This is a genomic window from Pseudoalteromonas sp. P1-11, from assembly GCF_001399995.1.
Classification (GTDB): Bacteria; Pseudomonadota; Gammaproteobacteria; order Enterobacterales; family Alteromonadaceae; genus Pseudoalteromonas; species Pseudoalteromonas atlantica.
This window is the reverse complement of the sequence record NZ_LJSP01000005.1, coordinates 1-12486: the sequence shown is the minus strand read 5'-3', so window position 1 is coordinate 12486 and position 12486 is coordinate 1. Positions and strand designations below refer to the sequence as shown.

At 39.5% G+C, this 12486-nt stretch carries 10 protein-coding genes; 5 read left to right on the top strand and 5 right to left on the bottom strand.

What is annotated here, in order from left to right; genetic code table 11:
* Positions 1-135 precede the first annotated feature (135 nt).
* Together AN390_RS10610 and AN390_RS10600 are read right to left on the bottom strand one after the other, a co-directional pair.
* Positions 136-987: a hypothetical protein gene (locus AN390_RS10610; protein WP_055254420.1), complete on the bottom strand. Its 852-nt coding sequence runs from the start codon at positions 985-987 to the stop codon at positions 136-138.
* A gap of 521 nt (positions 988-1508) precedes the next feature.
* Complete coding sequence (locus tag AN390_RS10600) at positions 1509-2720, bottom strand: RDD family protein (protein WP_055254416.1); 1212 nt, start codon at positions 2718-2720, stop codon at positions 1509-1511.
* Positions 2721-3327: 607 nt separating this feature from the next.
* On the opposite strand from AN390_RS10600, the gene AN390_RS10595 reads away from it, so the two are divergent.
* From AN390_RS10595 to AN390_RS10580, 4 genes are all read left to right on the top strand, one after another.
* Entirely contained in the window at positions 3328-6288 is a 2961-nt protein-coding gene (locus AN390_RS10595; RefSeq protein WP_055254413.1) for an immunoglobulin-like domain-containing protein, read from the top strand.
* Between the two features lie 34 nt (positions 6289-6322).
* Positions 6323-6838 carry a hypothetical protein gene (locus AN390_RS10590; protein ID WP_029773258.1) on the top strand — a complete coding sequence of 172 codons (516 nt, stop codon included), beginning with the start codon at positions 6323-6325 and terminating at the stop codon, positions 6836-6838.
* A 135-nt stretch (positions 6839-6973) separates the two neighbouring features.
* Positions 6974-7864, top strand: coding sequence for a UTP--glucose-1-phosphate uridylyltransferase GalU (gene galU, locus AN390_RS10585; protein WP_029773259.1), 891 nt, complete (start codon positions 6974-6976; stop codon positions 7862-7864).
* 157 nt (positions 7865-8021) lie between these two features.
* Positions 8022-9188, top strand: coding sequence for a nucleotide sugar dehydrogenase (locus AN390_RS10580; protein ID WP_029773260.1), 1167 nt, complete (start codon positions 8022-8024; stop codon positions 9186-9188).
* A gap of 113 nt (positions 9189-9301) precedes the next feature.
* Here the strand turns inward: AN390_RS10580 and AN390_RS10575 are convergent, their stop codons facing one another.
* Positions 9302-10252: a capsule assembly Wzi family protein gene (locus AN390_RS10575; protein ID WP_236695096.1), complete on the bottom strand. Its 951-nt coding sequence runs from the start codon at positions 10250-10252 to the stop codon at positions 9302-9304.
* Positions 10253-10493: 241 nt separating this feature from the next.
* Positions 10494-10703 carry a hypothetical protein gene (locus tag AN390_RS19890; protein WP_236695092.1) on the bottom strand — a complete coding sequence of 70 codons (210 nt, stop codon included), beginning with the start codon at positions 10701-10703 and terminating at the stop codon, positions 10494-10496.
* A gap of 273 nt (positions 10704-10976) precedes the next feature.
* On the opposite strand from AN390_RS19890, the gene AN390_RS10570 reads away from it, so the two are divergent.
* Positions 10977-11750, top strand: coding sequence for a YggN family protein (locus AN390_RS10570; protein WP_029773261.1), 774 nt, complete (start codon positions 10977-10979; stop codon positions 11748-11750).
* A 436-nt stretch (positions 11751-12186) separates the two neighbouring features.
* Here the strand turns inward: AN390_RS10570 and AN390_RS10565 are convergent.
* On the bottom strand, positions 12187-12486 hold a 300-nt coding region (locus AN390_RS10565; RefSeq protein WP_157686040.1), incomplete at its 5' end, for a transposase.

Sequence of the window (12486 nt, the reverse complement as noted above, 5' to 3'; positions counted from 1 at the left end):
GTGTTTTCTTCTAATAGCGGGAACTATCGGATCCGTTTGGAAGCGAGGAAGGTGTCTGATATTCATTAATATGTAAAATTGCCAGCCTTAAATGGGCTGGCAACAAAAATGGAATTAATAATCAATTTAGAATAATTATTTTAATTTAAAAGACGAATTTTCTTTAGTAAATAAATACATAGTGTTGTCATGAATTACATATGGTGCTGGGACAGTGTATTTAACGCCACCCCAACTGCCGTATGTTTGAGGAACAACCGCATAACCTGATGTTGCTATCAGAATTTCATCTATACGCTTATACCCACCAATAATAGTAAGAGTAATAACGTCTTTAACTTCACCTTCGACATTTACCTTGCCAGTTACGTTAATATCCACAAAAAAACCACAAGCACGGTCATATTCTGGCTTTACATCTAAAAACAACCCACCTCGCAATAAGCCTGCATAAGTGTAGCTTGTTTGTTTAGATGGTTCACATCTTGCTCCTTTAAAAGCAACACCGAAATTATCATCTCTATTACTTGAACTAGATCTCATTAAACCTAAAAATTCACTATCAATATTATTAAAAGTATTAGTAAGCTCTCTTTCGACAACTTTCACTGCATCAGCATCGATGTTCTGACTATCTAAATCACCTAAAAAAACAAACATAGGCTTCCAATTAAAGGCTCTATCGGCCTGTGATTGAGCACCCATACTGCCCGCTAAATCAACTAAGCCACCAGTTAAAAATGACATAGCGTATGCAGCGCCTACTAAGCCACGATTAGCTTTGAATTGTGCATCTTCTGGTAGCTCTACATCTGATAACCCCGCTGTTTTACGTGTCATTTGAGCTACATTTAACGCAAAGCTCGCGTTATCATCAAATTGATAAACCTCGTTTGACTCTTGTGAAATAACTGGAGGCTGAGTAGACATACAGGCCGTAAGAGAAAGCACCGATAATGCCAAAAAAGAGTTTTTAATTGATTTCATAGTTGTGTACCGCTTTCATGTGTTTTTCAAAAGTGAATGTATTTAAATATATTCTTAAAACTAGGCTACTCATTTATGAGTTGAGTTACCAAGTTTCATGTATTCGCCATACTTCTTCGGCAGTCATAGTCTCATCAGTATATGTATCTTTTAAAGCACCACACTCTTGCACTGAAAGAATTAAAACTCGGCGTAGGCCAATACTTTGTGGTTATTTTATGAATATCGGGTGTTGTTGCCGTTGTGCCAAGTGAATAATACTCTTCAAGCCCTTCACCATTTCTTTTCTTACACACATCGGAGAAAAGTAGCTTTATGTTGAAGTCAGCCAGAACTTTGGTGCCCGCAAAGGACATGGCACGCTGCCTTAATATCGCTCGATTTTTGGGTAATGTTTTTTAACTGTGGCAATACCTTTTGATGCAGTGCTATGTAATACAAGCTCATTCACTGACTCTTCTAGATTTGTATAAGGATGATATCACCTTTAAAAAACGAGCATTTAAAGATTAGTCATCGCGCTACCTAGTAAATAAGAGTTTTACCGACGGTGTAACGGCGAGACTAATTTCCATGCCTACGCTTTTCATGCTTCTAATGTTAACTTTTCTTTGCAAGTCAGCGCTCATTTTTATCGCGCGAACTAACATTGCCACGACAGGTTTTTCTTTAACTTTTTCTTCAAGTTCTTCCATTGATAGCGTCGTTTCACTGTTCATTTTAATAATTACATTCACTTTTGGTGATACACCGACTTCCATTTCAAGGTCTTCGATAATGTATCCTGCGTTCTCCAAATAGGGTATGGATGAATTTATTTGTACTACAGACTCTTGTAATTTTACCATGCCGATTGTTTGTGCTCTTTTTAGTTGCTCAAAGGCTACTTTTTGTGCTTTTTGTGTAAAAGCGTTCGAGTTAATAAAGCTAGGCGTTTGCTCTTCGACGACATACGCACCTGACACTAGATCATGAAACCCTCGACGCTTAGAGTTGAAGAGGATGCTTATCGCTGATATGAAGAAAAAAGCTAAGCCTACTAAGAAGGAAACGGATCTGATGAAGGCGTTAAGTAAGCTTGGTGGGGCTGAGTGCTCATCTACGACTTTTATTTTTAATAACCTTGCACCAACTGTTTGTCCGCCCGATACACTACTTGTCATTAGCGTGAAATAAATAAGGCTGAATACGAATCCAAGGTATTTTAGGCTTTCAATTGAGGGTGAGAATAAGGTCATTATTAAATACGTAATGACGAACGTAAATAGCATGGTGATCAGCTGATCAATACACACGGCTGCAATGCGTTTCCATGGTTTAGCTATTAGCAAGGTGTCTACGTTGGCGGTATCATTTTCCAGGGTGGCTTCTTGAGCAGCAGCGGAGGCTGGAGCTGCCCCTATTGTCGAGATGTCTTCAACCACAGCAACGGTTTCAATTTCTTCTTCTGTAGCTAAGTCATCTACTTCTTCAATTTTTTCAAGATCAAAAAGATCGTCATTATTATGTTTAAATTGAAGCTCAACTTTACCCCCAAACTTGATAATAGCGAGCTCAATTTTATTGGCTTTTTCTTCGTCTAGATCAGTAAATAGAAGGAGTTCATCTTGCTTTAAATAGTTGATTAGATCAGCTTTAGATGCGGCAGGAAAACAGCGCTTAAGAATGCTTGCAAGGCTAGCGATATTATTTTTATGACTGATCCCTTTGTAGATAACATCACATTTCATCATGTTTTTATATCCCTATAATATTTAGTTTGTAATCGAATTCTATTTGTTTAATATCAGAGTGAGCCATGGCTCGTTGATTAACAAAGCATCGGCCAATTTTTTCTAAATCGCGATCATATGGGTACATCTTGGATAGGGATATTGGGAAATGACTATGCTTTACTTCCATGTTAACTCATCATCCAATTTGATAAGTACTACAACCGACTAGCCTTAAAATTGTATATATTTCTATTGCCTATTTCAAATTAAATTTATTCGGATAAACAATGTACTAGCTCTATTTCCGTCTAAAAAATAATAGGTTTTATATGGGGGTAGGTTTACGAAGGTCCGATCGCGATAAAAATCAACTCTGATTCTATCAATCCGTTTTAGAAAGAGCAGTTTTTAAACTAAGAAAACTAAGCCTGTGTGACTACTTACATTGTTTTATCTATTATAATTTTACTAAACAAAGCAGATAGATACTGTTGATTTGTTAATTTTTTTTAATTAACATGGTAGGTTAATGTTAACTGAACGCAAGGGATTGCGTTAGTTGAAGGTCTTTGAAAAATTGTTTTCAAATTACGACTTTCTTGCGTTCATATAAAGGAAGATACACATGAAGTTCAAACAGCTATTTATATTGCCACTGTGTAGTTTAGCGTTGGCAGGTTGTGGAGGATCTGATGATAAACCTGCCACTCAAGTAGAGCCCCTCCAAGATACGACTCCCCCCACCATTACACTTACAAGTGGCGCTGAAATTGAAGTCGAAGTTCATACAGACTTTGTCGAGCCGGGATACTCCGTATCAGATGATACAGACACTGATGTAACAGTCTCAATTGATAGTAATGTTGATAGTAGTACTCTTGGTAGTTATACCATTACTTATTCAGCAACAGATAAAGCTGGAAATAGCATTGAAGTAGTAAGAACGGTTAGGGTCGTTGATACAACAGCCCCTGTTATAACCTTATTAAATGAAGAGCCGCTTACGCTTGAGCAAGGAACAGAATACCGCGAATATGGTGCACAGGCTGTCGACAATTACGATAATGAAGTTGAAGTTACAATTTCAAATAGCATTGATTTGGCACAGCCTGGTAATTATACCGTTGTATATTCAGCCACCGATAGTTCAAACAATACCGCAACAGTTGAAAAACAAGTAAAAGTTTCACCTGTTACAGTCACAGTAACGATAGACTCATTTGGTGAGGGGAGTGTTGAACTATTAAATAATGCTAGCCCATTAATATGTTCAAGTAGTAATGTCTGTTCAATTGATATTGATCAAGGGACTGCGCTATCGCTAAAAGCTACTCCTACGAATGATTGGCAGTTTTTAAGTTGGCGAGGCTGCGAAACTGCGCAAGATGCTAATGTGTGTCAACTGACACCTCACCGCGATACTTCTTTATCTTTAACCTTCTCTCCGAATGAATCTGGTGTTGACTTAACTTTAGCCGACAACGTGGTTGTCCTTGATGAGCAGCAAAAAGCGTCAATTAGAGATTACAATGAGACCACAGGAGTGATTACGTTCGATGGGAGCACAGATCTAAGTAACGTAGTTATTGGAAGTATTCTAGTATCAAACGGAATAAATGACGGGGAAGGATTAAAGCACTTCTTCTTAAAAAGAGTTGTTGAAATACTGGGTAACCAAGGCTCATTAAGGGTCATAAAGACTGAAGAAGCGACCTTGGATCAATTAATCACCGAAGGTACGATTGTTTATCAACAAGTATTAACAGCAGATAGTGTGCAACAGTCGACATTGCCGCAAGGTATGAAAGTACTACCAGTACAGCAGACAGCAGAACCACAAAATGAAGTAGCGAGTGCGACACCCATTGAATTTGCGGTTACTAACCTCATACTGCACGATGCTGACGGTGATATAGGTACTAAAGATGATCAGATCAGTGCAACAGGTGGGATAAAGTTAACGGTAAATCCGGACTTCTCTTTAAAAGTAGATTTTCCATCTACTATAAGTCACTTTCGAAGCGTTGCACACATAGATGTAGACAGTGAACTTGGTTTAGATATTGGGGGCCCCGTAAATGTGGCTGCTTTGAAAGAGAGTGTGACATTGCCGATTCGGTTCTCACCGATTACGCTGGGTATTATTGTCATTCAGCCTGAAGTGCAATTATCTTTGGTTGCTGATGCATCCGTTGGAATGACACTGAAACCACGTTTAGTGGCTAAGTTAGACATCGTTGCTGGAGCACAATATACAGAAAGTAAAGGGTTTGAGGGGATTAAAGGGTTAGACTTTGATGTGGATGCTAATGATCCATTCACCACCGTTGAGTTTAAAGCAGAGGCGAAAGCAGGCCCAGAGGTTGCTTACTTTAGTCGCTTATATGGTATTGCAGGGCCAGGTGTTGGAAACTCATTAAAGCTAGGTGTCGAAGCGATCCCATTAGTAAATAATAATAACTGTGTTTTTGATGTGAATACTTTTCTTGAGCTGGATATAAGCTTTAAAGGCTCTTTTAGTCTGATCACAAAAAAGTTTGATTACACATCTAGCTTATTTAAATTTAAAAAACAGATAGACAGCCTTAGTCGTTCGTGTGGCACTACAGAGCTTAATGCGCCAACAGAGTTAACGGTAACTACAACAGGTAATGAGAGCTTTATTCTTGATTGGGACTTTATTGATAGTGATGCTGATATCAGCTACAAAATTTATAGAGATAGCGTATTTTTAGAAAATGGTATTTATGGCTCACAATATGAAGATTCAAATGTGGCTGCTAATAAGCAATATTGTTATTTTGTTATTGCAGAAGATGATTTAGGTAATGAGTCACCGGCGTCTAATGAAGTATGTGCGATTGTTACAGCGTTAGATAGTACGAAACCAACGGCACCAACGCAAGTATCAGCAGAGCCACTTTCATCAACAGCGATTAAATTAACATGGAGCGGAGCGACTGACGAAACGGGTGTTACAGGGTATACAGTCTATGCATACGACGGTGGTACGACGTATGCCAAAGAAGTATCTGTAGATCCTATGGCGACTATTTTGCAATTAGCACCAGATACTGAATATTGTTACTCTATCGCTGCTTTTGATGCACGAGGAAATCGCTCTGAGCTATCACAATCAGCTTGTGCAACAACAAATACGAAAGAAGAGTCTGAGTGGAGCATGTTTATTGCGTGTGCTGGTAGAGATTATGTTGTTGAGGAGCAATTCGATTTAGACCAGAACCTAACCTCAGAGGTTTTTGTTTTCGGCAAAGCGCAGGATTACGATGGCTCGCCAATGAACTATAGTTTATTTGGTGTGTACACAGATACATCAGGTACTTTTAATGGCGAAATAAACTGGTCTTTTGAGGATTCCAATAATCTTAGAAAAGATGAGTTCATAGTCGACTTATCTTCTGGTGACACAGGTGATGTTGCAATGGATCAGACTCTCGTGACTGGGTGTGATGCTGTGATCCGCTTTATGTCAATTAAAGAGCAAGAGCCTGCAAATATACCAGAGGTACGCTCGATGAAAAATAATAACCTAGGAGAGACAATTGGTGGACTTGGATACCAATAAGTCTACCCAGAGGGGCTCATTAGAGCCCCTTAATATGGGTGGAACACTTCATGTTACACACACTGCACAGGAGTCTGATGCACAATTAATACTCACACCGTCACGTTCAAGCAAATTAGCCTATACCAGTTGTTTATTTTTTGGCGCAGGTATATTAATTGCTAGCGTGTATACGCTTTTTGCCGTAGTTGATGTATTTGCTGCATGTGCTTTATTTATAGGAGGGGGTACATTAATTTGGCTAGGGGGGGTAGTTAAAAAAGGCAGTAAAGAATACAGGTTTATACAATCTGAAAAAAAATTAATAGGATTAGAGAAGACAATTCCATTTAAAGAAATCGCGGAAGTAGAGTTAATAAAAAAAATTGTAAATGCGAAACGTCAGGAAGAGCCGTTTCAAAGTGGTGAAATAAGAATTTTAACTAATCAAGGAACACGCTATCTACTTGCCGAAGGAGCGAATCGCACGCAGATGAAAAAAATTGCAACGTTAATCGCAGAATATATAAACGTCCCTTTAGTGAGTGATGAAACGCTTTATAGGGTCTGAAATTACCTCCATGCTTATCAGAGTCTGCGAAAAGCCACACAGTTTTCTGCACAGGAGTTGTCAAACTCCATTCAGCCACTATTTACCTATTAGCTGCTAGTTTATAGACACTTAATCACTTATAAAGGACTACCTATGAAAGCTGTAATTCCTGTTGCTGGGCTTGGCACACGTATGCTGCCTATGACCAAAGCAATTCCAAAAGAGATGCTCCCCATTGTAGATAAACCGCTTATTCAATACATTGTTGCTGAATGTATTGCCGCGGGTATTAAAGAGATTGTACTGGTCACACATAGCTCTAAAAATGCAATTGAAAATCACTTTGACACAAGTTATGAGCTTGAAGCCACCCTTGAAAAGCGTGTTAAACGTGCTTTGCTTGAAGAAGTGCGCTCTATTTGCCCTGCTGATGTAACCATTATGAGTGTGCGCCAAGGTGAAGCAAAAGGCTTAGGGCATGCTATTTTATGTGCAAAGCCCATTGTGGGTGATGATGATTTTATTGTTTTATTGCCAGATGTAATACTAGATGCATATACGGCAGACCAAAAAACTGAAAATTTAGCAGCGATGTTAAAACGCTTTAGCGAGACACGTGCAAGTCAAATTATGCTAGAGCCTGTAGCGCAAGAAGATGTAAGTAAATATGGTATTGCTGATATCGATGGTGTGCAGCTTACTCCTGGCAATAGTGCAGCTATTAAAACCATGGTTGAAAAACCGGATGCAGACAAAGCCCCCTCTAACCTAGCGGTGGTAGGGCGCTACGTACTGAGTAAAACTATTTGGCCACTACTTGCTAAAACACCGGTTGGCGCAGGTGGCGAAATACAGTTAACTGATTCAATTGATGAGCTAATGAAACAAGAAACGGTGGAAGCCTTTCATATGAGTGGTCGCTCGCACGACTGTGGTGATAAGCTGGGTTATTTAAAAGCGATTGTTGAATACGGTATGCGTGATGAAAAGTTAGGGAGAAATTTTTCTGATTATATCAAGCAACTCACAAAACACGATAAATAAGCGCTAAATACACATTCACGCTTTTTGCGATAACGCACCCCAGGTACCGCTCGGGTGTGTTATAAAAGGGATATTTTTTAATTACGGTTTTGGTTGTTCGTTTTCCCTCCTCGCTCTGATAAAATAGTAAAAATATTTTTAAACATAAAGGAATACCATGAAAATTGCTGTGGTAGGGACGGGCTATGTAGGCCTTTCAAATGCAATGCTTTTAGCACAACACAATGAAGTGGTGGCATTAGACATTGATGAGCACAAAATTGCGCTTTTAAACGATAAGACATCACCAATTGTTGATACTGAAATTAGTGAATTTTTACTGCGTGATGATTTAAACTTCACAGCAACCACCGATAAAAAAGTGGCCTATGAAAACGCAGATTTTGTTATCATCGCCACTCCAACGGATTATGATGTAGAAACAAACTACTTTAATACGCGCTCGGTTGAAGCGGTTATTAAAGATGCTGTGGCACATAATCCTAATGCGGTTATGGTGATTAAGTCGACTATTCCGGTTGGCTTTACGGCTGATATTAAAAAGCAGCTTAAGGCTGACAACTTACTATTCTCACCTGAGTTTTTACGTGAAGGTAAAGCGCTGTACGACAATTTGCATCCGTCACGCATTGTTGTGGGTGAGCAAAGTGAGCGCGCCACTATTTTTGCTAATTTACTGAAGCAAGGTGCAATTAAACAAGACGTTGAAGTGCTATTCACTGACTCAACGGAAGCGGAAGCGATTAAGTTATTTTCTAACACCTACCTTGCTATGCGAGTTGCTTACTTTAATGAACTTGATAGCTACGCAGAAGCACACGGCTTGAACTCAAAGCAAATTATCCAAGGTGTAGGTTTAGACCCACGTATAGGCAATCATTATAACAACCCGTCGTTTGGTTACGGTGGTTACTGTTTACCAAAAGACACCAAGCAATTACGCGCGAATTATCAAGATGTGCCAAATAATATTATAGGTGCGATTGTAGATGCAAACACCACCCGTAAGGATTTTATTGCAGGGTCAATATTAAAGCGCAATCCGCGTGTTGTGGGTATTTACCGCTTAGTTATGAAATCGGGCTCAGATAACTTCAGGGCTTCGTCTATTCAGGGGATAATGAAGCGTATAAAAGCCAAAGGCATTGAAGTGGTTGTGTATGAGCCGGTGCTTGAAGAAGAGGAATTTTATCACTCACGGGTAATTAAAGACTTAAACGAGTTTAAGCAACTCGCTGATGTGGTTGTATCAAACCGTATGGTGGAAGAGTTGAGTGATATAGCAGATAAAGTGTATACGCGCGATTTATTTGGTAGTGATTAAAAAATAGCACTATCAGGGTTTTAAATTATTCTATTTAGATGAAAGACTCCCTCAGTACGAAGCGCACCTAAAGAGCAGTTAAACTGCTCTTTAGGTGGAGTGAATCAATAGCTTTAAAAGTTAGCAAATACACTCAAGCGGGCAAATGTTTCGCCATAAACATCTTTACCTTGGTAAAGCTCTGCTCCCAAACTTTGTGCGCCCATGATTGGTTTTGCCAGTTTACGAGTATAGGCTGTTTGTAGTTCGTAGCCAGTTTTATAACCATCGTTTTTGTTTTCAAGCGAACGAATAGTCGTATTGAGTGTTTCTATTGGGCTTAACTGCCAATGCCAGTTGACGCTCATTGATTTAGCTGCTGTGTAATCAGTATAGTCGTGCTCATCACCTGCCCAATGCCCAATGACATTCCCCGAGTTTCGGTTTCCATCAAGGTACAAGTGGTTACCATACCTACTCGGCTGCCAATTGCTGTGCTCAAATCGTAAGCTGTGGTCATTACTAATAAATGGTAGGTAGAGCCCAAAACTGTACGCGTTATTTCGGGTTCCGCCTAGTGTGTCTTCTAGGGCAATTTCACCATATAATTCAAATGGCAGTGAGTAGAGGCTATTATTGTATTCAAAGCTAATTGCCCCAAGCTGATCGCCCAGCTCGTATTCATCTCCTAGCTCATCTGCATCTGCAGTTGTTATGTTGTCTTTACTACCAGGGGTAAAAAAGCCTTCTGCAAAATCTTTAAGGGTAACAGTACGTGGCCCCCCTCCAAATTGCATTAAGCGGCTTAAATCAATAGTTAAATTATCGGTAGCTGCAAAGCTTGTATGAAGACCAAATAAATAGGGCTTGCCTGGTTCGTAAACTCTTTCTACACCAGTTTGTTTACCCTCTTTTAAAATTCCACGTTGCTCTGTCATTTGGCTGATAAACATATCATACCTAATGTTAAAGCTAGTGATTGGCTCTACGTTACTTATTGTTATAGAGGGCGTCGTTTTAGCTTGTGTGCTTAATAGCATAGCGCTGTCTTCAAAGGGAGAGTACCAATGTTCACGGTAGCCAATATCTAGTTGGGCATATTTATAACCTAGGTAAACAAAGCTTTGTGTAGGCAGTATTCGTCTTCGTTGGCTATGCCAGCGACACTTACACCAAAGTGGCGGCCAAAGTTAGCGTATGCTTCACCTTCAACAATTAAGTTGGTTTTTGTGGTTTGCCCGCGCTGGTTTGGCAGCGTTTTATCTTTCGTGCCTGCTGCAAGGGTTATTTTGGCAAAGGCGCCCGCGTCGCTTTGTACATACGGACTTAGCTGATACGACAGGGTTTGATATAGTGCAGGGTATGTCTGATGGTTTGTAATACATTGTAAATATCATGCGCTTTATAGGGTTTGCTTATTATATGTGTATTTTTACTTACAGCTAAAAGACGTTGTATTTGATGTTCAAGCACAGGCGCTTGGTTTAATGGTAAGTAAGGAGAAACACCGCCTTTAGCCACTGCACTTGTACTCATTGCCATCCCGACAAGCAGTGATATTTTTTTTTAGCATAATTATTCCGTTAGCAAAAAATTGTTTAAGTAAAAAACGTTAATGCGAGGTTAGCAATAATCGCATAAGTAATAAAGCGAAAAGCACGCATGCCCAGCAAGATAATTTCAGTGGGAAGCCCACCCGTAATGGCAAAATATGAAGGCAGCTTCATGAAGCCTATGGCTATTTTTCTTGCATAAATGTTGTTTTTTGTTAACCTACTGGCCTTCCTTCTTTTGCTTGTAGAGGTGTATATGGCGTTGTTATCTCGTGCGATATTGGCGTTGTGTTTTGCTTTTTCAAGTTCGAGTGTACTCGCTCAAACTCAATGTGATGTCGAGTTGAGCCATGGTTTAATCATTACCGACGATGTTATTCGTATTCTAGATAAAGGCCAAACCCGTGTACAAATTAATAATAATAACCAGCTTTTTATACGGGGCTATTGGGTCGATTTAAGTACTGAAGAAAGTAAAGTGCTTGAGCAATTTAGCAATGGTATTCGCCATACGGTGCCAGAGCTTGTAAATTTGGCGACCGATGGCGTTAATTTAGGTTTAAGCGCGATTGAACATGTGGTTGAGGGAATGTCTGACAAAGAGCCTGAGGTATTAAAAACCCAGCTCCAGTACGTAGAGCGCGCGCTGATGGACAAGTTTAAGCGCGGTGATGATTTCTTTTTTATCGCGCCACAGTCGCTCTCGCAAATAGATGATTTTTTCACTAAAGAAATTAGCCAGCAAATACACTCTGCCGTACATGGCTCGTTAGGAGCTATTTTAATGTCGCTTGGTGATGCGTTTAAATCACGCGAAGGTAATATTGAAGACCGCATTAACGATATGGGGCAACGTATGGATATTATCTCTAAAGAAATCGATAAATCACTACAAAAAAAAGCCCAGCAACTCGAGCTTAAAGCCTCTGAATATTGCGAATGTTTAAACGCACTCGATGTGACCGAATCGCGCCTGCAAGCGATTGTCCCAGGCATGGCTGATTTTGATTTAGTGCAGATAAAATCGTAAAGGAAAGTAGGAAGTTATTAGCTGCTAGCTATTTGGTCCGTTATCTGACCCCGATAAAGTAGACTCTAGGGTTTAATGAGCAATATCGAAATGCAAAATTGATAACACCTTTTTAATATTACATTGTTAGCACGCGACTTGCTGGCGTTTAAAGGCGATTATGTCACCACTGAGAGCCCAGAGAAGTAAAGGAGAAGAACTTTTTCTCAGCGCAGCGCGCAGCGCCCTCGGTGGTAAATTTTTTAATAAACACCTAAAGTGGTTTTATCACCACAGAAAACATGCAGCAGTGAAGAAGTAATAATTAGTTGTAGATATCATCTCTCATTTTAAGCTTCAAGGTCGTACTTAACTTACTTGGAGCTTAAACGCTTCTTGGTTTTTTATTACACCAAAACATATATGAATGAGCTTTCTCANAGCTTCAAGGTCGTACTTAACTTTCTTGGAGCTTAAACGCTTCTTGGTTTTTTATTACACCAAAACATATATGGATGAGCTTTCTCATATTCGCACACACAGTTTGCATCGGTGTTTTACCGTTATTTATTAATGTTAACTTGTGTCGTTTGATTGTTTTATTCCATTGCCCAGCGACAATAGCTGCCATATAGAGTTTGCAGCGAATTCTGGCTGGCCCAAGTTTACTGATTGATGTTCGCCCTTTTAAATTACCCGATTCATTATGCTGTGGAATTAATCCACAATAAGCTGCTGCTTCTTTGGCTTTATTAAA

Coding starts and splice junctions, on each gene's coding strand:
- AN390_RS10610 (WP_055254420.1), bottom strand. CDS start 987: ATGAAATCAATTAAAAACTCTTTTTTGGCATTATCGGTGCTTTCTCTT.
- AN390_RS10600 (WP_055254416.1), bottom strand. CDS start 2,720: ATGATGAAATGTGATGTTATCTACAAAGGGATCAGTCATAAAAATAAT.
- AN390_RS10595 (WP_055254413.1), top strand. CDS start 3,328: ATGAAGTTCAAACAGCTATTTATATTGCCACTGTGTAGTTTAGCGTTG.
- AN390_RS10590 (WP_029773258.1), top strand. CDS start 6,323: ATGGGTGGAACACTTCATGTTACACACACTGCACAGGAGTCTGATGCA.
- galU (WP_029773259.1), top strand. CDS start 6,974: ATGAAAGCTGTAATTCCTGTTGCTGGGCTTGGCACACGTATGCTGCCT.
- AN390_RS10580 (WP_029773260.1), top strand. CDS start 8,022: ATGAAAATTGCTGTGGTAGGGACGGGCTATGTAGGCCTTTCAAATGCA.
- AN390_RS19890 (WP_236695092.1), bottom strand. CDS start 10,703: ATGAGTACAAGTGCAGTGGCTAAAGGCGGTGTTTCTCCTTACTTACCA.
- AN390_RS10570 (WP_029773261.1), top strand. CDS start 10,977: ATGGCGTTGTTATCTCGTGCGATATTGGCGTTGTGTTTTGCTTTTTCA.